Source organism: Kitasatospora sp. NPDC001159, assembly GCF_053598235.1.
On the sequence record NZ_JBSFJV010000112.1, the window covers coordinates 1 to 24,155 of the forward strand.

General features: G+C 73.0%; 22 protein-coding genes. 14 read left to right on the top strand and 8 right to left on the bottom strand.

Going from position 1 to position 24,155, the window contains the following annotated elements; translation table 11 throughout:
* The 3 genes from ACWC9T_RS35185 to ACWC9T_RS35195 form a co-directional block, all read right to left on the bottom strand.
* On the bottom strand, positions 1-496 hold a 496-nt coding region (locus ACWC9T_RS35185; protein WP_449825118.1), incomplete at its 3' end, for a type II toxin-antitoxin system VapC family toxin.
* A complete protein-coding gene (locus ACWC9T_RS35190; RefSeq protein WP_449825119.1) occupies positions 493-963 on the bottom strand; it encodes a type II toxin-antitoxin system Phd/YefM family antitoxin in 471 nt (156 codons plus the stop codon). The genes ACWC9T_RS35190 and ACWC9T_RS35185, both read right to left, overlap by 4 nt.
* A 97-nt stretch (positions 964-1,060) precedes the next feature.
* Positions 1,061-2,527 carry an MFS transporter gene (locus ACWC9T_RS35195; protein ID WP_449825120.1) on the bottom strand — a complete coding sequence of 489 codons (1,467 nt, stop codon included), beginning with the start codon at positions 2,525-2,527 and terminating at the stop codon, positions 1,061-1,063.
* Between the two features lie 110 nt (positions 2,528-2,637).
* Between ACWC9T_RS35195 and ACWC9T_RS35200 the strand changes: the two genes are divergently transcribed.
* Positions 2,638-3,516 (top strand): helix-turn-helix transcriptional regulator, encoded by an 879-nt coding sequence (locus ACWC9T_RS35200; protein WP_449825138.1) that lies wholly within the window; start codon positions 2,638-2,640, stop codon positions 3,514-3,516.
* 21 nt (positions 3,517-3,537) lie between these two features.
* Here ACWC9T_RS35200 and ACWC9T_RS35205 read toward each other — a convergent pair whose 3' ends face one another.
* The gene (locus ACWC9T_RS35205) at positions 3,538-3,918 is read right to left on the bottom strand and encodes a hypothetical protein (RefSeq protein WP_449825121.1); all 381 of its coding nucleotides are present in this window, start codon (positions 3,916-3,918) and stop codon (positions 3,538-3,540) included.
* Positions 3,915-4,466: a hypothetical protein gene (locus ACWC9T_RS35210; protein WP_449825122.1), complete on the bottom strand. Its 552-nt coding sequence runs from the start codon at positions 4,464-4,466 to the stop codon at positions 3,915-3,917. The genes ACWC9T_RS35205 and ACWC9T_RS35210 overlap by 4 nt, the downstream gene beginning before the upstream one ends.
* A gap of 135 nt (positions 4,467-4,601) precedes the next feature.
* Here ACWC9T_RS35210 and ACWC9T_RS35215 point away from each other — a divergent pair, with 135 nt between their 5' ends.
* The 7 genes from ACWC9T_RS35215 to ACWC9T_RS35245 all read left to right on the top strand — a co-directional run bounded on the left by ACWC9T_RS35215 (position 4,602) and on the right by ACWC9T_RS35245 (position 12,856).
* On the top strand, positions 4,602-5,828 hold the full coding sequence (locus ACWC9T_RS35215) for a histidine kinase (protein WP_449825123.1): 1,227 nt from the start codon (positions 4,602-4,604) through the stop codon (positions 5,826-5,828).
* A complete protein-coding gene (locus tag ACWC9T_RS35220) occupies positions 5,816-6,460 on the top strand; it encodes a response regulator (RefSeq protein WP_449825124.1) in 645 nt (214 codons plus the stop codon). Before ACWC9T_RS35215 ends, ACWC9T_RS35220 begins: the two co-directional genes overlap by 13 nt.
* A 2-nt stretch (positions 6,461-6,462) precedes the next feature.
* Entirely contained in the window at positions 6,463-7,239 is a 777-nt protein-coding gene (locus ACWC9T_RS35225) for a DUF4097 family beta strand repeat-containing protein (RefSeq protein WP_449825125.1), read from the top strand.
* 100 nt (positions 7,240-7,339) lie between these two features.
* On the top strand, positions 7,340-8,509 hold the full coding sequence (dusB, locus tag ACWC9T_RS35230) for a tRNA dihydrouridine synthase DusB (RefSeq protein WP_449825126.1): 1,170 nt from the start codon (positions 7,340-7,342) through the stop codon (positions 8,507-8,509).
* A gap of 564 nt (positions 8,510-9,073) precedes the next feature.
* Complete coding sequence (ppdK, locus tag ACWC9T_RS35235) at positions 9,074-11,782, top strand: pyruvate, phosphate dikinase (protein WP_449825127.1); 2,709 nt, start codon at positions 9,074-9,076, stop codon at positions 11,780-11,782.
* Between the two features lie 256 nt (positions 11,783-12,038).
* Positions 12,039-12,542, top strand: a complete 504-nt coding sequence (locus ACWC9T_RS35240; RefSeq protein WP_449825128.1) for a ribonuclease — start codon at positions 12,039-12,041, stop codon at positions 12,540-12,542.
* A 14-nt stretch (positions 12,543-12,556) separates the two neighbouring features.
* Entirely contained in the window at positions 12,557-12,856 is a 300-nt protein-coding gene (locus tag ACWC9T_RS35245; RefSeq protein ID WP_449825129.1) for a transcriptional regulator, read from the top strand.
* Positions 12,857-12,898: 42 nt separating this feature from the next.
* On the opposite strand, the gene ACWC9T_RS35250 is transcribed toward ACWC9T_RS35245, so the two are convergent.
* Positions 12,899-13,156, bottom strand: a complete 258-nt coding sequence (locus tag ACWC9T_RS35250; protein ID WP_449825130.1) for a hypothetical protein — start codon at positions 13,154-13,156, stop codon at positions 12,899-12,901.
* 94 nt (positions 13,157-13,250) lie between these two features.
* On the opposite strand from ACWC9T_RS35250, the gene ACWC9T_RS35255 reads away from it, so the two are divergent.
* Positions 13,251-14,519 carry an ADP-ribosylglycohydrolase family protein gene (locus ACWC9T_RS35255; RefSeq protein WP_449825131.1) on the top strand — a complete coding sequence of 423 codons (1,269 nt, stop codon included), beginning with the start codon at positions 13,251-13,253 and terminating at the stop codon, positions 14,517-14,519.
* Here ACWC9T_RS35255 and ACWC9T_RS35260 read toward each other — a convergent pair.
* Positions 14,509-15,243 (bottom strand): GNAT family N-acetyltransferase, encoded by a 735-nt coding sequence (locus tag ACWC9T_RS35260; RefSeq protein WP_355669436.1) that lies wholly within the window; start codon positions 15,241-15,243, stop codon positions 14,509-14,511. The two genes, ACWC9T_RS35255 and ACWC9T_RS35260, sit on opposite strands and share 11 nt — an antisense overlap.
* A 696-nt stretch (positions 15,244-15,939) precedes the next feature.
* Here ACWC9T_RS35260 and ACWC9T_RS35265 point away from each other — a divergent pair.
* The 5 genes from ACWC9T_RS35265 to ACWC9T_RS35285 all read left to right on the top strand — a co-directional run bounded on the left by ACWC9T_RS35265 (position 15,940) and on the right by ACWC9T_RS35285 (position 22,740).
* On the top strand, positions 15,940-16,884 hold the full coding sequence (locus ACWC9T_RS35265) for a PAC2 family protein (protein ID WP_449825132.1): 945 nt from the start codon (positions 15,940-15,942) through the stop codon (positions 16,882-16,884).
* 123 nt (positions 16,885-17,007) lie between these two features.
* A complete protein-coding gene (locus tag ACWC9T_RS35270; RefSeq protein WP_449825133.1) occupies positions 17,008-17,997 on the top strand; it encodes an SGNH/GDSL hydrolase family protein in 990 nt (329 codons plus the stop codon).
* Positions 17,998-18,153: 156 nt separating this feature from the next.
* On the top strand, positions 18,154-19,464 hold the full coding sequence (locus ACWC9T_RS35275; RefSeq protein WP_449825134.1) for a deoxyguanosinetriphosphate triphosphohydrolase: 1,311 nt from the start codon (positions 18,154-18,156) through the stop codon (positions 19,462-19,464).
* Positions 19,465-19,529: 65 nt separating this feature from the next.
* Complete coding sequence (gene dnaG, locus ACWC9T_RS35280) at positions 19,530-21,437, top strand: DNA primase (RefSeq protein WP_449825135.1); 1,908 nt, start codon at positions 19,530-19,532, stop codon at positions 21,435-21,437.
* Between the two features lie 130 nt (positions 21,438-21,567).
* Positions 21,568-22,740, top strand: a complete 1,173-nt coding sequence (locus ACWC9T_RS35285) for an RNA polymerase sigma factor (protein ID WP_449825136.1) — start codon at positions 21,568-21,570, stop codon at positions 22,738-22,740.
* Here ACWC9T_RS35285 and ACWC9T_RS35290 read toward each other — a convergent pair.
* Positions 22,737-23,834 carry a helix-turn-helix domain-containing protein gene (locus ACWC9T_RS35290; RefSeq protein WP_449825137.1) on the bottom strand — a complete coding sequence of 366 codons (1,098 nt, stop codon included), beginning with the start codon at positions 23,832-23,834 and terminating at the stop codon, positions 22,737-22,739. The two genes, ACWC9T_RS35285 and ACWC9T_RS35290, sit on opposite strands and share 4 nt — an antisense overlap.
* Positions 23,835-24,155 lie beyond the last annotated feature (321 nt).

Below are 24,155 nucleotides of genomic sequence, written 5' to 3' on the forward strand. Positions count from 1 at the left end.
CCTGTGCTGGTGTGGTGGGGTCGTCCTGGCGACTCCCGTTTTGGTGGGGGGTGGGGGGGGGATATCCTGGGGGGCGGCGGGTCCGTCGCCCCCCCCCCCCCCCCGGCGAGGTGACCGGAAGGTCGCGTCCGTCGGCCGCGTCGCCAAGGCGCTTGTCGTACGTGACGAAGGCGGTGAGCGCGTGTTCCAGGTGCTCGGCACTGGCGAGGTGAATGGCGTCGAGCGTGCGCAGATGCTGGGCGGGGAACCGGCTGGCGGCCCGGAGGATCGGGTCGGAGAGCCGGACGCGGAGCATGCGGCCGAGGAGGTCCGCCGCAGCATCCAGTAGTTGCGGTGGCGCGCCGATCCTGATGAGCGCGCGCGGGACCTCGACTTGGGCCAGCGTGCTGGTCGCATGTCCCTCGGAGCCGTGCGAGGAGAGGAACGTGCGCAGCGCGGAGGATTCGGCCTCCGGGACCAGGAGCTTGAGGATCGCGCAGGAGTCGAGGTAGATCAACGGTCTTCTTCCTCGCGCATCGCGTGGAGGGCTTCGGTGGCCGACGGGAGCTCGATGTCGATCGTTGGCGGGGTCCAGTCGGCCAGGCCACGCGCGGTGGCAGCGTTCTCCGGGTCGATGGTGCCGTCGCGCACGAGGTCCTCCAACACTCGCTGCTCGGGGTCGGGCGGTGTCAGCACGGCGATCAACCGTCCATTGCGGGTGATCTCGACGCGTTCGCCGGCCGCGACCCGGTCGATCAACTCGCTGGCGTGTTGCTGGAGCTGCCGGATGGGAACTCTGGCTGTCATACGACTCACGGTAGGACTGTTCGTGCGGCGATTGCGATAGACGTGCGTCGGTTTCACGCGAACGAGCGTCACCTCCTCTCGGGAAAACCGTGCCGTCGGGCGGACGCCGGCCGGGGCGGCGACGGCGAGGAGCCCGCAGGCGGTGAGGGTGAGTGCGCGCAGGTGCCGGTCGATCACAGAACGGGTGGCAGCACACAGAACGGCCTCGCGATCGGTGGACTACCGATCGCGAGGCCGTGAGCCGTCGCCCGGGGCCCCGCGGGGCCCGCCGGGCTCAGCCGATGGTGCGGGGCAGGCGGGTGGTCAGGTACAGGATGGTGAAGGACCCCAGCAACTGGATGCCCAGGCACAGGGCGAGCGCCCGGTCCATGCCGAGGGTGGGGGAGAGGGACAGGTAGAGGGTGCCGAGGGTGGCGACGCCGAGGGCGAGGCTGGACTGCTGGCTGGTGGCGAGGACGCCGCTGCCGACGCCGGCCCGGGCGGCGGGCACCTTGGAGAGGACGACCCGGAACAGCGGGGTGCCGATCAGGCCCTGCCCGATGCCCGCGAGGGCGACGCCGGGGGCCATCCGCAGCGGTGAGAAGTGCGACCAGTCGGCGAGGATGGTCAGCGCGAGGGTGGCGAGGCCGGCGGCCTGGATGACGGCGCCGGCGCTGAGCACCCGGCTGCCCCAGCGGCCGATCAGGCGCGGGCCGGCCAGCGAGGCGCAGAAGTAGCCGACGGCCATCGGGACGAGCGCCCAGCCGGCCGCGATCACGCCGAGGTGGAGGCCCTGCTGGATGGCGACGGCGATGTTGAACATGAAGCCGCCGAAGCCCGCGAAGTAGGGGAGCGCGATGCCGAGGCCGCGCCGCATCTCGGGGATGCGCAGCAGGCTCGGCGGCACCAGCGGGGTGGCCCCGCGCTGCTCGGCCCGGCGCTCGACCAGGGCGAAGGTGACGGCCAGGACCGGGAACAGGGCGAGCATCAGCCAGGACCAGAGCGGCCAGCCGGCCGCGCGGCCCTCCATCAGCGGGATGAGCAGGGCCAGCAGGGTGGCGGTGAGCAGGACGGTGCCGGGCACGTCGACCCGGGCGGCCTGGACGGCCTTGCTCTCCGGCACGTACCGGACGGCCAGCACCACGGCGAGCAGGGCGAACGGCACGTTCAGCAGGAAGACCGAGCGCCAGCCGGTGCCGAACAGGTCGGCGGCGACCAGCATCCCGCCGAGCACCTGGCCGATCACCACGGAGATCCCGCCGACCGCGCCGTAGACGCTGAGCGCGCGGCCGCGCCGGGCGCCGTCGGTGGCGGCGGTGATGGTGCCGAGCACCTGGGGGATCAGCAGCGCGGACGAGGCGCCCTGGGCGGCCCGGGCGGCGACCAGCGACCACGCGTCGGGCGCGAGGCCGCAGGCCAGCGAGGTGAGCGCGAAGGCGGCGGCGCCGGCGACGAAGAGCCGGCGGCGGCCGAAGATGTCGCCGAGCCGCCCGCCGAGGACGAGCAGGACGGCGAAGGCGATGCCGTAGCCGGCCGCGACCAGCTCCAGGACGGCGGGTCCGGCGGCCAGGTCCTTGTCGATGGTGGGCAGGGCGACGTTGACGATGAAGAAGTCGAGCATCGGCAGGAAGGCCCCGAGCAGGACGGTGACCAGCCCTGCGGTGCCGAGGGAAGGCCCTGCGGTGCCTGACGAGGGGGTGTGGGGAGCGGCTGCGGTGGTGCTCCGGGTCGGGGCCGGGGCGACGGCGAGTTGTTGAGTCACGGGTCATACGATCCGCCTCGCCATACCCTGGTACCAGAGTGTGGTTATCCAGGTATAAGAAGTACCTGGCAACAGGCTGCGGACTGCCGCATGCTGGGACCATGAGCCTGATGACCCCGGTTGCGCAAGCCCGTCCCGGCTCGGTCGCGCCGCACCGCAGTACTCCCGACGACGCCCGCCGACACGACCTGGCGGCGTTCCTGCGCAGCCGCCGGGAGCGCATCGCGCCCGAGCAGGTGGGCCTGCCGATGACCGGCCGCCGCCGCACTCCGGGGCTGCGCCGCGAGGAGGTCGCGCAGCTCGCCGCCGTGGGGGTGACCTGGTACACGTGGCTGGAGCAGGGCCGGGACATCCAGGTGTCCACCCAGGTGCTGGACGCGGTGGCCCGGGCGCTGCTGCTGGACCCGAGCGAGCGGGCGCACCTGTTCACCCTGGCCGGCGCGGAGGACCCGGCGCCGATCCAGGACTGCCCCTCGGTGACCCCGAGCGTCCGGCTGGTGCTGGACCAGCTGGCGCCGTACCCGGCCGTGGTGCTCAACGCCCGCTACGACGTGCTGGCGTACAACGCGCAGTACACCGGCATTGTCGGCAGACTGGACGAGCTGCCCCCCGAGGACCGGAACGTGATGTGGCTGGCGTTCACCGACTCGCACTTCCGTGAGGTCCTGATCGACTACCGGACCGAGCGCCTCGGCATGGTGGCCCGGTTCCGCGCCGCGATGGCCGACCATTCCGCCGAACCGGCCTGGAAGGCACTGCTGGCCCGGGTGCGCAAGGCGTCGCCGGACTTCGAGGAGGAGTGGCAGCGGCACGAGGTGATGCGGCCGGGCAACGGGATCAAGCGCTTCCAGGTGCCGGGCGTGGGCCTGCTGCGCTGCGAGTACACCAACTTCTGGCTCAGCCCCCGGCTCGGGACCCGCATCGTCAGCTACACCCCGCTGGACGAGGAGACCCGGGCGCTGATGGACAAGCTGCCCACCACGCTCTAGCTAGGCCCGTATCGGCTCTAGCTAGGCCCGTATCGCCTCCCGCCCGAGCAGCAGGCACACCACCGCCAGCGGCAGTTCGACGCAGAACGCCATCACCAGCGCGGCCAGCACCGCGTGCCCCGGCCCCGCGAAGGTGATGTCGACCAGCGCGTCCCCGGCGAGCAGCAGGGCCACCGCCGCGCCCGCCCGCAACGCGGCGGTGCTGCGCCGGAGCAGCAGCGCGTCCAGCGAGAGCAGGCCGGCGAACTCCAGCAGGTCGAGCACCACCCACGGGGTCTCGTGGTTGACGGCCAGGACCATCAGCCAGGGCAGCAGCGCGACGGCCGCCATCCGGGGCACCCGCCCGAAGCGCTCCAGCAGGACGTACGCCGGGGCGCCGGTGGAGATGACCGCGATGCTCATGCTGCACCCCCGACCGAGACGACCTGACGCTCCCGCACCCGCACCCGCTCCAGCGGCAGCCGCTCGGCCGGCCCGCCCGCCGGGTGCTCGACCAGCACCGCGTCGAACGGCCCCTCGGCCCAGGCGAGCCAGAAGCTCCCGGCCACCGTGACCACCTCGGCCACCGCGGTCGCGCGGACCGTACGGAACAGCCGCCGCCCGGCCGTGAACACCACCGAGGGCACCGCGCCGTCGGCCGGCAGCCGCCCCCAGGCGAACGCGTGCGAGCGGTTCCCGGTGGACGGGCTGCGCCGGGCGCCGCGCACCAGCTGCGGCGTGAGCCGGGCGGCGACCAGGACGTCGGCCAACTCGCCGTACTGGTACAGCTCCAGCGCGGCCCGGCCGCGGCCGGACCCGACGCTGCGGACGGACCAGGGCCCGGCCCCGGCCGGCAGCGTCCCCTCCGGCCCCGACGCCGGGTGGAGCGCGCCCCCGGGAACACCCCCGTGGTTCCCGGGGACGGGCCGCCCGTGCGGCGGAGTGGCGGAGTGCGGTGCAGTGCTCGTCATGCCTCCAAGCCTTCCGTGCGGTGGGGCCTCCTGTCGGTGGTGCCCCACACCGAATCGGGGGTGTAGCTAGCTACACCCCCATCGGGCACCCCCCTTCATGGCAGTCCTTGATCACCGGGCCCTACGCTGTCGGCCATGCCCTCCACCACGTTGCGCCGAGCGCTCGTCAGGAGCCTTCGCCGCCCGCCGTGGTCGGCCGAGGTCTGGCGGGACACCCGCTTCATAGCGGCCGGAATACCCATGGCGCTGCCGGTCTGGCTGGCCGTCACCGAGTCCAAGCTGCTCTTCCCCGTCCTCTCGGTCGTGCTGCTGTGCGCCCGTCCGCTGACCGCCGCCCAGCGCGGGCGGCTGCGCGCCCTGTACGGGGTGGAGGTGCCGCCGCCGCGCCCCGGCGACGCGCCGACCTGGCTGCTGGGCCGGCTGCGCCTGGTGCTGACCTGGCGCCAGACCGTCTACCACCTGGCGGCCGGCCCGGTGCTCGCGCTGGGCTCGGTCGTGGTGCTGTACGCCTGGGGCGCCGGCCTGGTGCTGGCCACCGTGTACGCCTGGATCTGGCTGATGCCGGTCGGCACCTCGCTGCGCTCGGAACTGGCCGGGTACGACGTCCTGCTCACCCTGGCAGGGGTGCTGCTGCTGGCCGCGGCCCCCTGGCTGGCGGCGCTGACGGCCTGGCTGGAGGTCCGCGCGGCGCAGCTGCTGCTCGGCCCCAACCGGGCGGAGCAGCTGGAGCAGCGCGTCGAGGAGATCGCGGAGAGCCGGGCCGGGCTGGTCGACGCGGTGGACGCCGAGCGCCGCCGGATCGAGCGCGACCTGCACGACGGCGCCCAGCAGCGCCTCACCTCCCTGGCGATGAACCTGGGCCTGGCCCGGCGCACCCTCAAGGACGTCCCGCCCGAGGTGATGCAGGTGATCGTGGACGCGCACGAGGAGGCCCAGGCCGCCATCGACGAGCTGCGCGACCTGGTCCGCGGCCTGCACCCGGCCGTCCTGGAGGACCGCGGCCTGGACGCGGCGCTGTCCGGCATCGCCGCCCGCGCTCCGCTGCCGGTGCGCCTGGACGTCGACCTGTCCGCCCCGATCGCCCCGACCGTCGAGGCGGTCGCCTACTTCACCGTCTCCGAGGCGCTCACCAACGTGGCCAAGCACGCCCGCGCCAAGCAGGTCGAGGTGTCGGTGCGGACGGCCGGCGGCCGGCTGCGCCTGGTCATCAGCGACGACGGCGTGGGCGGTGCGGACCCCTCGCGCGGCACCGGGCTCACCGGTCTGCGCAAGCGCGCCGCCTCGGTCGACGGCACGCTGTCCGTTCTCAGCCCCCTCGGGGGCCCCACCACCATCACCGTGGAGTTGCCGTGCGCGCTGTGATCGCCGAGGACTCGGTCCTGCTCAGGGTCGGCCTGGTCAAGGTCCTGGAGGCGGTGGGCTTCGAGGTCGTGGCCGCCGTCGGGGACGCCGTCGAACTGCTGGCCGCCGTCGAGGAGCACCGCCCCCAGGTGGTGGTCGCGGACGTCCGGATGCCCCCGGGCTTCACCGACGAGGGCGTCAAGGCCGCGATGGTGATCCGGCAGCAGTGGCCGGAGGTCGCCGTGCTGCTGCTCTCCCAGTACGTGGAGGAGCGCTACGCGGCCGACCTGCTGGCGACCAACACCAGCGGTGTCGGCTACCTGCTCAAGCAGCGGGTGGCCAATGTGGACGACTTCGTGGACGCGCTGCAGCGGGTCGCCGAGGGCGGTACCGCGTTGGACCCGGAGGTGGTGGCCCAGCTGCTGGTGCGCCGCCACCGGGACCCGCTGGAGAAGCTGACCCCGCGCGAGCGGGACGTGCTCTCCCTGATGGCGGAGGGCCGCTCCAACGCGGCCATCGCGGCCTCCTTGGTGGTCAGCGACAGCGCGGTGGCCAAGCACATCAACTCGATCTTCACCAAGCTGGACCTCCCGCCGGCCGACGACAGCCACCGCCGGGTGATGGCGGTGCTGCGGTTCCTGGAGGTCGGGTAGCCGTGGGCAAGGCGAAGGCCTGGCGGGTCACCGGGACGCTCGCGGTCGTCCTGGTGATGCTCGCCGCGGGGCTGCAGACCTGGTCGATCGTGGCGCAGCAGCGGACCAGCACCACCAAGCCGTACGACCACGTGATCCACCAGGTCAGGCTGGAGACCGGCGGCGCCCAGGTGCGGGTGCACCCGGGCCGGGAGGGCCATGTGGTGGTCCACCAGCGGCTGGACTGGATGGTGCGCAAGCCGGTGGTGTCCACCACCTTCGACGGCGACGTGCTCACCGTCGGCATGCACTGCCGGCAGGTCATGCCGTTCGCGGACTTCGGCTGCGGTGCCGAGATCGAGCTGGAGGTGCCCGCCGCGACCGAGGTGACCGGGTCGGTGGGCTCCGGCTCGGTCTATGTGGAGGGCCTGAGCGGGAGCGTACGGATGGAGCTGACCTCCGGCGAGCTGCTGCTGGTGGACACCTCCGGCGAGGTGTGGGCACGTGCCACCTCGGGGCTGGTGCAGGGCACCAACCTGAGCGCGCAGAAGGTGGACGCGCGGACCACCTCGGGCTCGGTGGAGCTGACCTTCGCCAAGGCACCGCACGAGGTGGACGCCCGGGCCGTCTCCGGCTCGGTGAACATGGTCCTGCCGAAGAAGGACAGCGGCTACACCTTCTCCACCGACATCGGCAGCGGCAGCGGTCAGATCGATCCGGCCCTCGCGGACTCCAACAGCCGGAACAGCGTCCACGCCCAGGTCGCCTCCGGCTCGGTCACGATCAGTCCTGCGCAGTAGGGGGGCGCCTTCCACAGGCGCCCCCCTGTATGGGAAGAGGCCGCTCACCCGGGTGGGGGACAATGGAGAGTCCCGTCCCCCTACCCGAGGTCAGCCGCGCATGACAGCCACGCCCGCACCCACCGCGCCCGAGACCGAGTTCGCGCCGCTGGATATCGGCCCGATCCAGGTGTGGCCGCCCGTCGTGCTGGCGCCGATGGCCGGCATCACCAACGCGCCGTTCCGCACCCTCTGCCGCGAGCAGAGCGGGGGCAAGGGCCTGTACGTCTCGGAGATGATCACCACCCGGGCGCTGGTCGAGCGCAACGCCAAGACCATGCAGCTGATCAAGTTCGACCCGAGCGAGAAACCGCGCTCGATCCAGCTGTACGGGGTGGACCCGGTGACCGTCGGCAAGGCCGCCCGGATGATCTCGGACGAGGGCCTGGCCGACCACATCGACCTCAACTTCGGCTGCCCCGTCCCCAAGGTCACCCGCAAGGGCGGCGGCTCGGCGCTGCCGTACAAGCGCAACCTGCTGCGCGAGATCCTGCGCGAGGCGGTGGCCAACGCGGGCGGCCTGCCGGTGACCATGAAGATGCGCAAGGGCATCGACGACGACCACCTCACCTACCTGGACGCCGGCCGGATCGGCGCCGAGGAGGGCGTGGCCGCGATCGCCCTGCACGGGCGCACCGCCGCCCAGCACTACGGCGGGACGGCCGACTGGTCGGCGATCGCCCGGCTGCGGGAGTCCGTCCCGGCGCACATCCCGGTGCTGGGCAACGGGGACATCTGGTCGGCCGACGACGCGCTGCGGATGATGCGCGAGACCGGCTGCGACGGCGTCGTGGTCGGCCGCGGCTGCCTGGGCCGGCCGTGGCTGTTCAGGGACCTGGTCTCGATCTTCGAGGGCGACGTGGACTACGCCCGCCCCGACTTCGGCTACGTCGCCCGGGCGATGGTGCGCCACGCGCAGCTGCTCGGCGAGTGGCTGGGGGACGAGGCGCGCGGTGTGATCGACTTCCGTAAGCACGTCGCCTGGTACACCAAGGGCTTCTCGGTCGGCTCGGAGCTGCGGGTGAAGCTCGCGGGCGCCTCCTCGTTGGCCGGTCTGGCCGAAACCCTGGCCCAGGTGGAGCAGACCCAGTCCTGGCCGATCGGCGCGGACGGCCCGCGCGGGCGCACCAGCGGCAACAACCGGGTGGTCCTGCCGGAGGGCTGGTTGGACGATCCGTACGACTGCGCCCGGCCGGGCGCGGACGCCGAATCGGACACCTCCGGCGGATGATCTGTCCGTAGTGGCGAAATGGCTCTTCTCGGCCCGCTTGCCAGTTGGTCCCGGCCCTCTTGTCCATTCCGGACAGGAGGGCTCCTTTTCGGCGCCCGAATGTCACTGAGCGGGCACAATTCTGGACGGAGTGCGACGATCGGCGGAGGCGTTCTACGTTCGACCCGTGAGATGTGCTGGTGACGCTTGCCACATGCGGTGGCGACTGACGGTAGGTCAGTGGACGAAATGGACAGGTCGACTGTGAATCGCTTCCCGAAGCCGGCTGGGCGTCGATCGGGCGATCCGGGTGCAGGAAATCAAGGCGGGGCAACGCGACGGACGCACGACTGCTACCCAGCGTCCGAATCGGGCGATCTTCAGGTTTCGTTGTGTTCAAGACTTGAAGGCTGGCTAGCGTCAGGCGGACGATTTCACCAACATAGGTGAACGCCTTTATGCGCATTCGATCTAGCGGGTTACCCCCGGGTACCGGCCTCGTGTGGCCTATTCAGGGCAGAGAAGTGCCTTCGAAATGGGTATGTTCTCCGGCGTCAGGGCAACCGCGTACGAGGAGACCGACCCGTGCCGTCCCAGCAGAAGTTTGTTTACTCCTTCACCGAAGGAAACAAGGACCTCAAGGATCTTCTTGGTGGCAAGGGCGCGAACCTGGCCGAGATGACCAACCTGGGCCTCCCGGTCCCTCCGGGGTTCACCATCACCACCGAGGCCTGCAAGGTCTTCCTGGAGACCGGTAGCGAGCCGGCCTCGCTGCACGAGGAGATCAGCGCCCACCTGGACGCCCTCGAGCAGGAGATGGGCAAGAAGCTCGGCCAGGCCGACAACCCGCTCCTCGTCTCGGTGCGCTCCGGCGCGAAGTTCTCCATGCCCGGCATGATGGACACCGTCCTGAACATCGGCCTCTCGGACGCCTCGGTGGTCGGCCTCGTCACCCAGTCCGGCAACGAGCGCTTCGCCTGGGACTCCTACCGCCGCCTGGTCCAGATGTTCGGCAAGACCGTGCTGGGCGTCGACGGCGAGCTGTTCGAGGAGGCACTGGACGAGGCCAAGCACGCCAAGGGCACCGTCAACGACCTGGACCTGGACGCTTCCGACCTCCGGGAACTGGTCGAGGTGTTCAAGGGCATCGTCGAGCGCGAGACCGGCCGGGCCTTCCCGCAGGACCCGCGCGAGCAGATGGACCTCGCCGTCCACGCCGTCTTCCACTCCTGGAACGGCGACCGCGCCCGGCTGTACCGCCGCCAGGAGCGCATCCCGAATGACCTCGGCACCGCGGTCAACGTCTGCACCATGGTCTTCGGCAACCTCGGCGAGGACTCCGGCACCGGCGTCGCCTTCACCCGTGACCCCTCCACCGGTGCCCAGGGCGTCTACGGCGACTACCTGTCCAACGCCCAGGGCGAGGACGTCGTCGCCGGCATCCGCAACACGCTGCAGCTGTCCGAGCTGGAGAAGCTCGACAAGAAGTCGTACGACGAGCTGATGGCGATCATGCAGAAGCTCGAGAACCACTACCGCGACCTCTGCGACATCGAGTTCACCATCGAGCGCGGCAAGCTCTGGATGCTGCAGACCCGGGTCGGCAAGCGCACCGCCGCGGCCGCCTTCCGGATTGCCGTCCAGCTGGTCGACCAGGGCCTGATCGACCTGGACGAGGCCCTGATGCGGGTCACCGGCGGCCAGCTGGCCCAGCTGATGTTCCCGCGCTTCGCCCCGACCGCCGAGTCCAAGCAGATCGCCTGGGGCCTCGCCGCCTCGCCGGGCGCCGCGATCGGCAAGGTCGTCTTCGACTCCTACACCGCCGTCAAGTGGTCCCGCTCCGGCGAGAAGGTCATCCTGGTCCGCCGCGAGACCAACCCGGACGACCTGGACGGCATGATCGCCGCCGAGGGCATCCTCACCTCGCGCGGTGGCAAGACCTCGCACGCCGCCGTCGTCGCCCGCGGCATGGGCAAGACCTGTGTCTGCGGCGCCGAGGAGCTGGAGGTCGACACCAAGGCCCGCAAGTTCACCACCTCCGACGGCCTGGTGGTCCACGAGGGCGACGTCGTCTCGATCGACGGCGCCACGGGCAAGGTCTACATCGGCGAGGTGCCGGTCCTGCCGTCCCCCGTGGTCGAGTACTTCGAGGGCACCCTGCACGCCGGCGCCGACGTCCAGGGCGGGCTGGTCCAGGCCGTCCACCGGCTGATGTCGCACGCCGACGGCCGCCGCCGCCTGGCCGTGCGCGCCAACGCCGACAACGCCGAGGACGGCTCGCGCGCCCGCCGCTACGGCGCCCAGGGCATCGGCCTGTGCCGCACCGAGCACATGTTCCTCGGTGAGGAGCGCCGCAAGGAGGTCGAGCACCTGATCCTCGCGGACAACGACAAGGACCGCGAGCTCGCCCTCTCGACCCTGCTGCCGCTGCAGAAGGGCGACTTCCTGGAGCTCTTCCAGGCGATGGACGGCCTGCCGGTCACCGTCCGCCTGCTCGACCCGCCGCTGCACGAGTTCCTGCCGGACATCACCGAGCTGTCGGTGCGCGTCGCCCTCGCCGAGGCCCGCAAGGACCCGAACGAGAACGACCTGCGCCTGCTCCAGGCGGTGCACAAGCTGCACGAGCAGAACCCGATGCTCGGCCTGCGCGGCGTGCGCCTCGGCCTGGTCATCCCCGGCCTGTTCGGCATGCAGGTCCGTGCCATCGCCGAGGCCGCCGCCGAGCGCAAGCTGGCCGGCGGGGACCCGCGCCCCGAGGTGATGATCCCGCTGGTCGGCACCGTCCAGGAGCTGGAGCTGGTCCGCGACGAGTGCGAGCGGGTGCTCGCCGAGGTCGCCCAGTCCACCGGCGTCCACCTGGACATCAAGCTCGGCACCATGATCGAGCTGCCGCGCGCCGCGGTGACCGCCGGTCAGATCGCCGAGGCCGCCGAGTTCTTCTCCTTCGGCACCAACGACCTGACCCAGACCGTCTGGGGCTTCTCCCGGGACGACGTGGAGGCCTCGTTCTTCACCGCTTACCTGGAGAAGGGCATCTTCGGGGTCTCCCCGTTCGAGACCATCGACCGCGACGGCGTCGGCTCGCTGGTCAGGCACGCCGTCGAGGCCGGCCGGGCCACCCGCCCCGACCTCAAGCTCGGCGTCTGCGGCGAGCACGGCGGCGACCCGGACTCGGTCCACTTCTTCCACGAGGTGGGGCTGGACTACGTCTCCTGCTCCCCCTTCCGGATCCCGGTGGCGCGCCTGGAGGCCGGCCGCGCCGCCATCGAGTCGGCGGGCAGCGACTCGCGCTGAGAGGGTAGGCATCCCCTACTCAAGCGCGGGTACGACTGACCGCTCACCCTCCCGTCGGGAGGGCGTACACCGGAGCTCGGCGCAGGAGAACCGGCGTACGTAACACGGCCGGGCGGGGACGGACAACGGCGTCCGTCCCCGTCCGGCCGTACGTCTGCGCACGGCCGCGCGCGGCACCGGTTGCGGCACCCGGTGCGGCCTCGGCCACGTGTGTGGCCGGCCAGGTGGGCCGCCGTCGCCTGCCAAGCTGGACCGCATGACCAGAAGCAAGAGCCCTCTCGTCGTCGTGGCCGTCCTGATCCTGGCGGTCCTCGCCGGAGCCGGCTACCTGCTCGCCGGCAAGGGCGGCAGCAGCCACCCCAAGGCCGCCGCGAGCGCCGCCACCACCGCGGCGAAGCCCTCGGCCCCCAAGCCCTCCCCGCCGTCCGGCGGCGGCACCCCCGCCCCCGGCGGCAGCTGGGTCCCCGCCGACCCCGCGCTGGCCGACGTCTGCCGCACCAAGCTCCCCAGCCAGGCCCAGGACACCCTCGCCCTGATCGCCAAGAACGGCCCCTACCCGTACAACCGCGACGGCATCGTCTTCGAGAACCGCGAGAGCCGCCTGCCGAAGAAGGCCGACGGCTACTACCACGAGTTCACCGTGGTCACCCCGGGCTCCAACGACCGCGGCACCCGTCGGGTCGTCACCGGCGGCTCGGGCGAGCAGTACTGGTCCCCGGACCACTACGCGACCTTCCAGGAGATCGACCCCCGCTGCTGAGCGGCTGTTCCTCGGTGGCCGGCTTCCTCGGTGCCTGCCGGGAGGCCGAGTTCGGCGCCGTCCGGGACCACTGCGAGGTCTCAGACTCCGTCCTCAGCAAGGCCGCGACCGCCCTCGAAGAGGCCGGCTACCTGGCCGTCAAGAAGGGCTACGTCGGCAAGCGTCCGCGCACCTGGCTCGCCGCCACCCGTGCGGGCCGTGCCGCCCTCGACGCCCATCTCGCCGAACTGCGGCGGATCGTCGCCGCCGCCGAGGCGGCCGGGGCGCGACACGCCTCGGCGGCGGGAGGGTTCACCGCGCCCGACGCCAGCTGATCCGGCCGTGCGGACCGTGCGGGCCGGTGGTGACCAGGGCGGTCAGCTCGGGCAGCACCGGGGCCACGCCTTCGGGCTCGCGTACGCCAGGGCCGCCCGCAGCTTCTGATGGACCGTCAACCTACCGCTGTGCAAACAGATCACCCGCGGCAGCACCTGTTGCCAGGGCCCACCCGGCCGCAGCCGGTGGGCGATGGTGCCGGAGGGCACGCCGAGCTGGCGCAGTTGCGCCCGGGTGGCGATGTGCTGCTGGTCGGCGCCGAGCAGGACGACGGGGTCGAGGGGGTTCGCGCGGGTCATGCCCCGAGTGCTGCCCGCCCGGATCGGAGGTGTCGGGGGCGTCGGCGCAATGGTGTTGACGAAGCGGCGGTCCAGCGGCTGAGCTTGGGCCCACATGATGACCGAACCCAACGGCCCCGCGCTCGACGCGCTCAACGGCCTCTCCGTCGGTGACGCCCTCGGCGCCCAGTTCTTCGTCCCGGAAACCGCCCGGGCCCACTTCGCCCCCCGCACCGAACCGCCCGGCCCCTGGCCGTGGACCGACGACACCGAGATGGCCTGCTCGGTGTACGCCGCCCACCGCGAACGCGGCGCGATCGACACCTTCGACCTCACCCACGCCTTCGCCCGCCGCCACGACTTCGACCGCGGCTACGGCCCGGCCGCCAACCGGTTGCTCCGGCTGATCCGCGAGGGCGGCGACGCCGAGGCGCTGGCCGCCGAACTCTTCGACGGCCAGGGCTCGTACGGCAACGGCGCCGCGATGCGGGTCGCCCCGCTGGGGGCGGCGTACGCCGATGACCCGACGAAGGCGATCCGCCCGGCCGTCGAGTCCGCGCTGATCACCCACACCCATCCGCAAGCCGTCGACGGCGCGATCGCCGTCGCGGTGGCCGCCGCCTTCGCGGCCCAGGTGGGGAGGGGCGTCAGGATGACCCCGAGCAGCTTCCTGGGGCGGGTCCTCCACCACACCCCGCTGGGCGCCGTCCACGACGGCCTGTCCGAGGCGATCGCCCTGCTCGCCGAGCCGGACCCGCTGGTCGCCGCCAAGGTGCTCGGCAACGGCAGCCGGACCTCCGCCGCCGACACCGTCCCGTACGCCCTGTGGTGCGCCGCCCGACGGCTGACCGACTACCGGGCGGCCGTGTGGGAGGCGATCGCGGCGGGAGGCGACATGGACACCGTGGCCGCGATCACCGGCGGGGTGGTCGCCGCCTGCACCGGTACCGTCGGCATCCCCGCAGCCTGGATGGCTGCCCGCGAACCGCTCCCGGCCTGGGCGTTCCCGGAACCGGGTGGCATCACCGGTGGCCGGGGCCGCGCGGACATGCTGGTTCCGCGCCGGCATCCCGTCCCCGACGTGGAGTGGACCGACGAGCAGTGGCAGCGCATCCGGGCCGGGAGGCACACGGACGCGCTGGACCACCGCTGGGCGGTGCACACCCACGGTGGTTCGGTCAGGGTCTGCCGCCCGAAGGACGGCCATCCGGTCTGGGAGGTTGCGGTCACCCGGGTCCGCGGCGGCTGGCGGCCGGTCTCGGCGATTGCCGAGACGAGCCACAACCGTTGGCCGGTACTGCCTGAGGACCCCCACGGCGCGGCGGTCCTCGCCTGGATCCTGAAGACCGCCGCCACCGGCGAACGGTGGCCGCTCAGGCCGTGATCATCAGCTGCCCGGCGCCGCTGCCGCCTTGTCTAAGGCACTCCTGGTTGATCGCCGGATCCGGGGCGCTCGGCGAGGTGGCGGCGGCGATCCGCAGCTCGATGATGTCCCGGACGGCAGGCCACTCGGAGTCCAGGATCGAGTAGAACGCGGTCGAGCGCACCACCCCGTCCAGCCCGCGCGAGTGCGCCCGGCGGACGCCCTCGGAGGTCGCGCCGAGCCGCTCGATCGCGGCCCGCGAGCGCAGGTTGCGGGCATCCGCGCGCAGCGAGATCCGCTGCACGCCCCAGGTCTCGAAGGCGTGCCGCAGCATCAGCAGCTTGGCCTCGGTGTTGATGCCGGTGCCCTGGGCACGCGGCGAGAGCCAGGTGTTGCCGATCTCGGCCGCGTCCGGGACGGCCGTCTCCGGATCGCCGAACGGCACGCCGGGCACCGGCGGCCAGACCATCGGGCCCTGCCAGTAGTCGAGTTCCAGGAACCGGGTGGAGCCGACCACCCGGCCGTCGGCGACGTTCACCGTCGCGAACGGCAGCGACCGGCCCGCTGCCTGGTCGGCGAGCGCCCGCGCGATGTAGTCGCGGGCGGCTTCCAGGCCGTGCGGGACGGGGGTGAAGGCGTAGGTCGTACGGTCCTCGGCGCCGGCCGTGGCGATGGCCTCGGCGTGGTGCGCGGCGAGGGGCTCCAGCCGCACGGTGCGGCCGGTGAGGATGACAGGTACGGGCACGGAACCTTCGGTCCTTCATCGGTCGTAGGGTGCCTCCCGCGCCGGGGTGCGGCACGGGGTGCGGTGGACTCGCCCCGCTCCGGTTACCGCCCTCCGGGTACCCGTGTACGCCGGAGGATTCCGGTCGGGCGGGGCGGGGGGCGGCGGCCCGGAACGGGCGGCGCAGGGTGCCGGAACGGACACGGGTCCTCGGACCGGTCCGGCGGGAAGTGCGAGGGGACAGTGTGCGTCCGCGAAATGGCCGAGAAGGAAACGAGTGCGCGAAGGGAAGCAGGCGGCCAGGTGAAGGCAAGGTGCGTCGTGGGTGGCTGCCCGAGCACCGATCCGGGTCGTGATCGACGGCGTTACGGACGACGTGACGACGACGCGACGATGCGAGGCAGCGAGAGGACGATACCCGTCAGAAGGCAATGCGTCACTTCGCGGCACGCGAATGGCGGCGCGGGCCGACCCGGAGCGCCCCGGAACGGCCCTCTGCGCACCCGTGACCAGGGGCTTTTCCTTCGGGTGCGATCATGGTCCGGAGCGGTCGGCGGCGGCCTCGGGCGAGCCGCCCGACGGGCGGTCGACCGGGCGGTCCGCCCGGTCGTCCGACGGGCCGTTCGCCGCAGCGGGAATTCCGGCGCCGCCCGGCACGCTGGAGAGGACGAGAAGCCGGGCGGACCGGGACGAGCAGAGAACGGGGATGGGTGCGCGGTGCGTGACTTCCAGGCGCTGTACGAGCTGGATCAGCAGGGCGTGGCCGCGGTGGCCGCAGCCACCGCGGAGCTGCGCGACACCGGAGCCGGCCTGGTGCTGCTCCACCACTTCGAGGGCTTCATGGACGCCGGGGAGGCCGGCGGCCAGGTGGTGGCCCACCTGCTGGAGACGGGATCGCCGCAGGTGGTGGCCCGTTTCGACCACGACCGCCTGGTCGACTACCGGGCCCGCCGCCCCGCGATGGTCTTCGACCGCGACCAGTGGACGTCCTACGACCCGCCGGAGATCCTGCTCCAGCTGGTCCGCGACGCCGCCGGCGCGCCGTTCCTGCTGCTCAGCGGCCCTGAGCCGGACGTCGAGTGGGAGCGTTTCGCGCGCGCCGTCCGCGAGCTGGTCGACCGATTCGAGGTCCGTCTCGCCCTGGACTTCCACGGCATCCCGATGGGCGTGCCGCACACCCGCCCGGTCGGCCTGACGCCGCACGGCAACCGGCTCGACCTCGCCCCGGGCTACCCGCAGTGGTTCGAGCAGGCACAGGTCCCCGGCAGCGCCCAGGCGCTGCTGGAGTACCGGCTCGCCGAGGCCGGGCACGACGTGCTGGGCTTCGCCGTGCACGTCCCGCACTACGTGGCCCGTTCGGCCTACCCGGCCGCCGCCGTGCTGATCCTGGAGGCGGTGCAGTCCGCCACCGGCCTGGTGCTGCCCGGCCAGCAGCTGCGCGAGCGGGTCGGCGAGGTCTACGCCGACATCGAGGAGCAGCTGGCCCAGGGCGACGGCGAGCTGCGTTCGGCGATCCGCAGCATGGAGGGCCAGTACGACGCGGTCGCGGGCGCGGAGGGCCGGGAGAGCCTGCTAGCCGAGCCGGTCGACCTGCCCTCGGCGGACGAGCTGGGGCGGCGCTTCGAGGAGTTCCTCGCCGAGCACGAGCGCGGCGCGGAGTAACGGCGGCGCGGAGTAGGTCCTCCCGGCCGGGAGTCATCGGCGCCGCCGGTACGTTGGACCCTGAGGTGCCCGGGGGACGGGCCGCCGTACGGAGCCTGTGACTCGTACCCCCGGGGGGACGCCATGCCGAGGACCACACGCCCGACCGTCGCCGTGACGGCCGGGCTGGCCGCCCTGCTACTGGCCGGATGCAGCGGTGGGGGCGGTTCGGACGGTTCGGGGGCGGGCTTCGCGGGCGCGCTGCCAGGCCGGGCGGCCGCCGAGGCGACCCCGACCCCCACGCCGACCCCCACCGGCCCCTACGTGGCGCTCGGCGACTCGTACACGGCCGGGATGAAGATCGCCCCGCAGGTCGGCGAGCCGAGCGGCTGCTTCCGCTCCGGGGTCAACTACCCCGCCCTGGTGGCGAAGGCGCTCGACCTGGCACCCGCGCAGTTCCGCGACGTCAGCTGCAGCGGCGCCCGCACCGGGGACCTGCGGGCCCCGCAGAAGACCGACGGCGGGCCCAACCCGGCCCAGCTGGACGCGCTGACCCCGGCCACCCGGCTGGTCACCGTCGGGATCGGCGGCAACGACGCGGGCTTCATGCAGGTCGTCACCGAGTGCGCCAAGGAGAACCTGGTGGACGCGGTGAAGGGCCTGGTCGGCGACGACCGCGCGGACGCGCCCTGCCGGGAGCACTACTCCTCCGGTGGCAACGACCAGCTCCAGGCCCGGGTGGACGCGACCGGAGAGCAGGTGTCCCAGATCCTCCAGGAGATCAGGCGGCGCTCCCCGCAGGCCCGGGTCTACGTGGTCGGCTACCCGGCGCTGCTCCCGGCCGACCCGGCGCGCTGCGCGCCGGTGCTCGGCCGGGCGGTCGCGCCGTCGGACCTCGGCTTCCTGGTGGAGAAGGAGCAGCAGCTCAACGGGATGCTCAAGAAGCGGGCGGAGGCCGCCGGGGCGGTGTTCGTGGACACCGCGGGCCCCTCGGCCGGGCACGACATGTGCGCGGGGGAGGACGCCCGCTGGGTCGAGCCGCCCTTCCCGACCCGGGGGCTGGCGCCGGTGCACCCCAATGCCAGGGGGCAGGAGGCGCTGGCCGCCGCAGTGCTGAAGGCCGTCCGGGGCTGACCGCGCCCGCGGGCGGCCCCGGAACCGGGCCGTCCGGGTGCGAGCGATCCGCGGGGGCGGACACCCGCGCGCCGCCCACCATTCACGCCCCGGCCCGTACCCCTTCGCGCGCGGCACTCCCCGCGTGTCGGGGGCGCGGCGTACGGTGAGCTTGATATGGACGACAGCACGCACCGCCTCGCCGCCCCGCTCCCGTACGACCACGCCGCCGAGGCCCGCTGGCTCCCCGAACCGGACAAGCGCCCCGGCCGTACGGCGTTCCAGCGCGACCGCGCCCGGGTGCTGCACTCGGCGGCGCTGCGCCGGCTGGCCGGCACCACCCAGGTGGTCGCCCCGATGCGCAGCGACTTCCCGCGCACCCGGCTCACCCACTCGCTCGAATGCGCCCAGGTCGGGCGGGAGTTGGGCGCCGCCCTGGGCTGCGACCCGGACTTGGTGGAGACCGGCTGCCTGGCCCACGACATCGGCCACCCGCCCTTCGGGCACACCGGCGAGGAGGCCCTCGACCAGGCCGCCGAGGCCTGCGGCGGTTTCGAGGGCAACGCCCAGTCGCTGCGCATCCTCACCCGGCTCGAACCCAAGCGCTTCGCGCCGCCGGAGGACCAGCCCGCTGCCCGGCTCGCCCCCTGGCCCGGCCGCAGCGTCGGCCTCAACCTGACCAGGGCAGCCCTGGACGCCGCCACCAAGTACCCGTGGACGAAGGGCGCCCACCCCACCGACCCGGCTTCGCCCAAGTACGGCGTCTACGCCGACGACCTGCCGGTCTTCCGCTGGCTGCGGGCCGGCTCCCCGGCCGGGCGCAAGTGCTTCGAGGCCACCGTGATGGACTGGTCCGACGACGTGGCCTACTCCACCCACGACGTCGAGGACGGTCTCCAGGCCGGCCACATCGACCCGGCCGCGCTGCGTGCCCCGAGCGAGCGCGCCGAGCTGTTCAAGGTCGCGGAGCGCTACGCCCCGGACGCCGAGCCGGAGGAGCTGGCCGCCGCCCTCGACCGGCTGCTCGCCCAGGACTGGTGGCCGAACGGCTACGACGGCACGGCGCGCGCCCGCGCCGGGCTCAAGGACCTCACCAGCCAGCTGATCGGCCGCTTCTGCCTGGCCGCCGAGCAGGCCACCCGCGCCCGCTACGGCCCGGGCCGGCTCACCCGCTACGCCGCCGAGCTGGTGGTGCCGAGGGGCGTCCGGCTGGAGTGCGCGGTGCTCAAGGCGGTCGCCGTGCGCTTCGTCATGCAGCGCGACGAGCAGGCCCAGCTGCGGGCCCGCCAGCGGATCGTGATCGCCGAGCTGGCGTACGTGCTGACCCAGCGTGCCCCCGAGGGGCTGGACCCGGTGTTCGCGGCGATGTACCGCGAGGCCGAGGACGACCGCGCGGCCCTGCGCACGGTCATCGACCAGATCGCCACCCTGACGGACGCCTCGGCCCTGGCCCTGCACGCCAAACTCGTCGGCGCCGCCTGGGCGTGAGCGCGGAAGCGGCACCGGCCGCGCACCACGGCTCGAAAGCCCGGCAGCCCCAGTAGACTTCCGGGGTGGCCGGGCGGATCAGGGACGAAGACGTACAGGCAGTGCGCAGCGCACTGCCGATCGACGCGGTGGTCGGCGACTACGTACAGCTGACCAACGGTGGCGGCGGCGAGTACAAGGGCGTCTGCCCCTTCCACGACGAGAAGTCCGCCTCCTTCTACGTGAACCCCGCCAAGGGCGTCTTCCACTGCTTCGGCTGCCAGGAGAACGGCGACACCATCGCCTTCCTGATGAAGATCGAGCACTTCACCTTCGCCGAGGCCGTCGAGCGGATGGCTGCCCAGGCCGGCATCACCCTGCGCTACGAGGAGGGCGGCTACAGCCCCCGCCACCAGCAGGGCGAGCGGACCCGCCTGGTCGAGGCGCACAAGGTGGCCGCCGCCTACTACCAGGAGCAGCTGGCCTCGCCGGAGGCGGAGATCGGCCGCCGCTTCCTGGCCGAGCGCGGTTTCGACGAGGGGGCCGCGAAGACCTTCGGCGTCGGCTACGCCCCCGCGGGGTGGGAGCACCTGGTCCGCTTCCTGCGCGGCAAGGGTTTCACCGACAAGGAGATCCTTCTCGGCGGCCTGGCCTCGCAGGGCCAGCGCGGCGGTCTGATCGACCGCTTCCGGGGCCGGCTGGTCTGGCCGATCCGGGACATCGCGGGCGAGGTGGTCGGCTTCGGCGCCCGTCGCCTGCGCGAGGACGACAACGGTCCGAAGTACCTGAACACCCCCGAGACGCCGATCTACAAGAAGTCCCACGTGCTGTACGGCATCGACCTGGCGAAGAAGGAGATCGCCAAGTCGGGCCGCGCGGTGGTGGTCGAGGGCTACACCGACGTGATGGCCTGTCACCTGGCCGGGGTGACCTCGGCGGTGGCCACCTGCGGCACCGCCTTCGCCGAGGACCACATCAAGATCATCCGCCGACTGTTGATGGACACCTCGCAGTACCGGGGCGAGACGGTCTTCACCTTCGACGGCGACGCGGCCGGCCAGAAGGCCGCCCTGCGCGCCTTCGAGGACGACCAGAAGTTCGCCGCCAAGACCTCCATCGCGGTCAGCCCGGGCGGCATGGACCCGTGTGAGCTGCGCCTGGCCCATGGCGACGAGGCGGTCAAGCAGCTGATCGACAACCCGGTCCCGCTGTTCGAGTTCGCGCTGAACTCGGTGGTGGCCCGGCACCGGGTGGACACCCCGGAGGGGCGTTCGGCGGCCCTGGAGGAGGCGGCCCCGATCGTCGCCAAGATCAAGGACCGCTCGATCCAGCACGAGTACGCCGTCCGCCTGGCCGGCATGCTCGGCATCCTGGACGAGCCCTTCGTGGTCCGCCGGGTCGGCCAGCTGGCCCGCTGGGACCGCGAGCGCCAGCAGAACCCGCGCGGCGCGGCCGCCCAGCGCCGCCCCGAGCCGGTCCAGCCGCAGCGCCCCGCGCAGCCCTCCTTCCGGCTGAACCCGCGCGACCCGGCCCAGTTCGTCGAGCGGGAGCTGCTCAAGCTGGCGCTCCAGCACCCGGACCTGGTCAGCCCGGCCTTCGACCACTACGGCGACGACGAGTTCCCGACCCCGCCCTACACCGCCGTCCGGCAGGCCATCGCCAAGGCCGGCGGCGCCGCGTACGGGGCGACCGTGCCCGACTTCACCGGCGCGGTGCGCGAGGCGTCCCCGGACGACCAGGTGCGTTCGCTGGTGACCGAGCTGACCGTCGAGCCGGTGCGCTCGCGCCGCAAGGCGGACGCGGTCTACGCGGGGGAGTTCCTGGTCAAGCTGCGCCTGCTGGCCGTGGACCGGCGGGTCAACGAGGTCCGCGCCTACCTCCAGCGGCTCGGCCACCGGGCCGACGCCGAGCAGCTGCACGCGGTGCAGACCGAGCTGTGGCAGCTCCAGCAGTACGGGCAGCAGCTCCGCAGCCGGGGCGCCGCGGCGCTGTAGGACCTTCCGGGCCTGCTGCGCAGAAAGTCGGCGCACGAGTCTCGGCCGCGGAGTGTGGCGTACCGCACACTGGAGGGCGTCCCACCTCCGTACAGCGCGGGTCCGCCAGAGTCGCGCCCGCCCCGAGGGGATGCCCGTGGACCAAGGCCTTGCCGCAGCGACCACCGCCAGCAGACGAACCGAACCCGCCGAACCGGCCGGGGAGCAGGAGACGGACCACAGCCGGGCCGGGGCGGCGCCCCCGCACGGCGCCCGGATCCCCGCCCAGGGCCTGCCGGAGGGCCACCCCGACAGCCCGGATCCCGCCCCGGAGCCGGAAGCCGGGCCCGAGCCCGAGCCCGAGCCCGAGCCCGACGACGAGGACGAGCCGCCCGAGTCGCCCGAGCCCGGCGGCCCGGCCGCCGACCTGCTGCGCCAGTACCTGCGCGAAATCGGCCGGATCCGACTCCTCACCGCCGCCGAGGAAGTCGACCTGGCCCGCCGGATCGAGGCCGGCCTGTTCGCCGAGGAGCGGCTGAACGGCGACCCGCCGCCGCCCGACCCGCTGGCCCGAGAGCTGGACACCCTGGTGGTCCTCGGCCGGATCGCCAAGCGCCGCCTGATCGAGGCCAATCTGCGCCTGGTGGTGTCCGTCGCCAAACGCTACGTCGGCCGCGGGCTGACCCTGCTGGACCTGATCCAGGAGGGCAACCTCGGCCTGATCCGGGCGGTGGAGAAGTTCGACTACGCCCGCGGCTACAAGTTCTCCACCTACGCGACCTGGTGGATCCGGCAGGCGATGAGCCGGGCGCTGGCCGACCAGGCCCGGACGATCCGGGTGCCGGTGCACGTGGTCGAGCTGATCAACCGCGTGGTCCGGGTCCAGCGCACGCTGCTGCAGGAACGCGGCCTGGAGCCGACCGCGGCCGACATCGCCACCGCCCTGGAACTCACCGAGGAGCGGGTGCGCGAGGTGCTCCGGCTGGCCCAGGAGCCGATCTCGCTGCACACCCCGGTCGGCGAGGAGGACGACGTCGCGCTCGGCGACCTGATCGAGGACGCCGACGCCGCCTCGCCCGCCGAGTCCGCGACCTTCCTGCTGCTGCGCCAGCACCTGGACGCGGTGCTGGCCACCCTCGGCGAGCGGGAGCGCCAGGTCGTCCAGCTCCGCTACGGGCTGGACGACGGGCGCCCGCGCACGCTGGAGGAGATCGGCGCGGTGTTCGGCGTGACGCGGGAACGGATCCGCCAGATCGAGTCCAAGACCCTGGTCAAGCTCCGCGACCACGCCTACGCCGGGCAGCTCCGCGGCTACCTGGACTAGTTCGCGGACGCGGACGCGGACGGGCTCGGCGAGGCCTGGGCCGGACCGGCGGCCGACGGCTGGACCGGGCTCGCCGAGTCGCCCGGCGTCGCCGGGGCCACGGTGCCCGGGGGCGGCGAGAGGGGACCGATCGGGATCGGGGTGGAGGCCACCGCCGCGGCCAGGTTGACGACGGTCGCGGTGCAGTCGTGTCCGGCCGGCTGGTAGCCGCAGACCTGGAAGCCGACCCCGGGGTCCGCGGCGTTCAGCATCGCCGAGTGGTTGTCGTAGCCCCAGTGGATGAGGGCCGTCTCGCTGTCCCCGTTGCTGTCGGTGATCACCGCGTAGTCCTTGGGCTCGCCCTCGGTGATCGCCGACCAGGCGGCCTGGCACTTCTGGCTGTAGCGGAGGTAGACGACGACCTTGCCGATGACCTGGGTCTGCAGTGTCCGGGCGTCCTTGCCGCAGCCGGTCTTCTGGGGGTCCTTGTGGGCGCAGCCGACGGCCTGGCAGGCGGCCTCGGACGGGACGGGCTGGGCGGTGGGGACGGCGGGCGGGGGCGGGTCGCCGGCCGCCGAGGCCTGGCCGTCGTGCCGGGCGACCCGCAGGCCGACCAGCACCAGCAGCAGTGCCAGCACCGACGCACCCGAGATCAGCGCGGCCGGCCGACGCCACCAGGGGACGGCGGGCCCGTCAGCCGGCTCGGCCGCCGGCCCGTCGCTCATCAGTTCGTCGGCCGTGGGCTCCCCGGCCGGATCGGCCGCCGCGGGCCCGTCGACGGGAGGCTCGTCGACGGGATGCGCGGCAGCGGAAGGCGCGTCAGCGGCCAGCATCTCGGCCGTCGGCTCCGCGGCGGGCTCCACCGTCAGCCGCCACAGTCGCCGCAGCTTCGCGGCGTCGCACTCCACCGCCCCGACCAGCGCCTCCAGCGCCTGCTCGGTCACCACCCGCTTGCCGTTCAGCCAGCGCTCCCAGGAGGCCCGGCTGTAGTGGGTCCGGGTGGCCAGCTCGGCCAGCGAGAGGCCGGCGGCGTCCTTGATGGCCCGGAGTTCCTCCGCCAGCTGTCGGGCGGTTTGGGGCAGCTCCTCGGGCAGTTCTTTCCAGGCGGAAGCCAATGCGGCCCTCCAAGGTCGCGAGACGGGGCACGGGGGTCAGGGCAGGAGGTGCGCGCCCGGCCCGGGCCGTTCGGTGTCCCCTTCTCCAACCTCAGCGGCCTGGTGTCTCAAACCCCAGGTCATGGCGTTGAGACGGACGGAAGTGTCTCACAACCCCCCGGAATGCTCGAACAGTCATGTGTTCGTGGTGCAGAGTTCTCTGGCCGGTGCGCTTTCGCCGCTCCGGCCGCTTCGTTCGGGCCCCGGCCGGTCGGCCGCGGTGGCCCGACACCGAGTCCCGGATACCCCCACCGGTCGGGGCAGCCTCGCGGGGGGAGGCTG

What these genes read in the sequence shown, in the direction of transcription:
- dusB (WP_449825126.1), top strand. Translation starts at nt 7,340, where the DNA reads ATGACAGCCACGCCCGCACCCACCGCGCCCGAGACCGAGTTCGCGCCG.
- ACWC9T_RS35210 (WP_449825122.1), bottom strand. Translation starts at nt 4,466, where the DNA reads ATGACGAGCACTGCACCGCACTCCGCCACTCCGCCGCACGGGCGGCCC.
- ACWC9T_RS35205 (WP_449825121.1), bottom strand. Translation starts at nt 3,918, where the DNA reads ATGAGCATCGCGGTCATCTCCACCGGCGCCCCGGCGTACGTCCTGCTG.
- ACWC9T_RS35200 (WP_449825138.1), top strand. Translation starts at nt 2,638, where the DNA reads ATGACCCCGGTTGCGCAAGCCCGTCCCGGCTCGGTCGCGCCGCACCGC.
- ACWC9T_RS35215 (WP_449825123.1), top strand. Translation starts at nt 4,602, where the DNA reads ATGCCCTCCACCACGTTGCGCCGAGCGCTCGTCAGGAGCCTTCGCCGC.
- ACWC9T_RS35255 (WP_449825131.1), top strand. Translation starts at nt 13,251, where the DNA reads ATGATGACCGAACCCAACGGCCCCGCGCTCGACGCGCTCAACGGCCTC.
- ACWC9T_RS35285 (WP_449825136.1), top strand. Translation starts at nt 21,568, where the DNA reads ATGCCCGTGGACCAAGGCCTTGCCGCAGCGACCACCGCCAGCAGACGA.
- ACWC9T_RS35240 (WP_449825128.1), top strand. Translation starts at nt 12,039, where the DNA reads ATGACCAGAAGCAAGAGCCCTCTCGTCGTCGTGGCCGTCCTGATCCTG.
- ACWC9T_RS35270 (WP_449825133.1), top strand. Translation starts at nt 17,008, where the DNA reads ATGCCGAGGACCACACGCCCGACCGTCGCCGTGACGGCCGGGCTGGCC.
- ACWC9T_RS35250 (WP_449825130.1), bottom strand. Translation starts at nt 13,156, where the DNA reads ATGACCCGCGCGAACCCCCTCGACCCCGTCGTCCTGCTCGGCGCCGAC.
- ACWC9T_RS35275 (WP_449825134.1), top strand. Translation starts at nt 18,154, where the DNA reads ATGGACGACAGCACGCACCGCCTCGCCGCCCCGCTCCCGTACGACCAC.